Origin of the sequence: Hominisplanchenecus murintestinalis (genome assembly GCF_943193015.1) — a bacterium.
Taxonomy (GTDB): Bacteria; Bacillota; Clostridia; order Lachnospirales; family Lachnospiraceae; genus Hominisplanchenecus_A; species Hominisplanchenecus_A murintestinalis.
In genome coordinates, this window is sequence record NZ_CALPCM010000123.1 from 1 (window position 1) to 1134 (window position 1134).

The following is a 1134-nucleotide window of genomic DNA, read 5'->3' on the forward strand; positions in this document are numbered from 1 at the left end:
ATGGAAAAATGCCGGAGCCTACGGGACTATATGATCTTTGTAAGTAAAGTCAGGGAACTCAGGAAAGAATTTCCTTTGGCACAGGCGATGGAACAGGCGGTCACAGAATGCATCCATGACGGCATCCTGGCTGATTTTCTCTATAAAAACCGAGCGGAGGTAATGAAAGTGGGAATTTACGAATACGACGAAGAACTTCACATCCAGAATGAAAGGGATTATGCTCATGAACAAGGGCTTGTTGAAGGGCTTACAACTGGTTTGAAGCAGGCTGCTCTCATCCAGAAACATTTGGATAACGGGCACTCCCCTGAGCAAACTGCCCTTAGTTTAAATATAGATTTAGAAATAGTAAATCATTACTGCCGTATGCTTCAAGATACCGCAGATAATCCGTCTTTCTGAAATCTTTTGCAGTAATTGAAAAACGCTTTTACATAAATTATGTTCTACTATTATGTCAAAAGATTTTTGTTCATGCGATATCTTTTTTCTTAATTTTTATGTTGCTTTCTATTTTGTTTATGTTATAATCTATATACGCATTTGTTTCTATGATTCATTCTTTTATGGCTCACGCTATCTCTTACGGCTTTCCGCCAATCTTAGAAATCTTCAATGCTGAACCCCAGACAATAAGACGGGAGGATTTCTAAGACAGAGCGTAAAATCCTCCCGATATCTAAAGGAGGATTTGGATGAAAGAAACACTTAACACGACTGAGAAATCAGCGGCAATGCCAACTGTGGGCTCTCCTACGCCTGCACTTACTTACAAAGACCGGATATTTCGGATGATTTTCAAGGAAAAGCGTGAATTTCTGGATTTATACAATGCCATGAACGGCACACATTACACCAATCCGGACGAGCTGACTGTTACCACGCTGGACAATGCTATTTATCTGGGAATGAAAAACGACGTCTCCTTTTTACTCCAAGACACACTTTCCCTGTATGAGCACCAGTCCACCGACAACCCGAACATGCCGCTTCGGAATCTCCTATATGTATCCGACATATACTCACAGCTGACCCGGACGGCTGACCTCTACGATTCGCGCCTTGTCCGCATCCCGGAACCCCGGTTCATAGAGTTCTATAACGGCACAAAAGAACTTCCAGAGCGGTGCG

General features: G+C 42.5%; 2 pseudogenes. Both read left to right on the top strand.

The features are described from left to right. A pseudogene (locus tag NFR99_RS15275) lies at nt 1–405 on the top strand (hypothetical protein); the annotation flags it as partial. A gap of 293 nt (nt 406–698) precedes the next feature. Continuing rightward, nucleotides 699–1134: pseudogene (locus NFR99_RS15280) on the top strand (hypothetical protein); the annotation flags it as partial.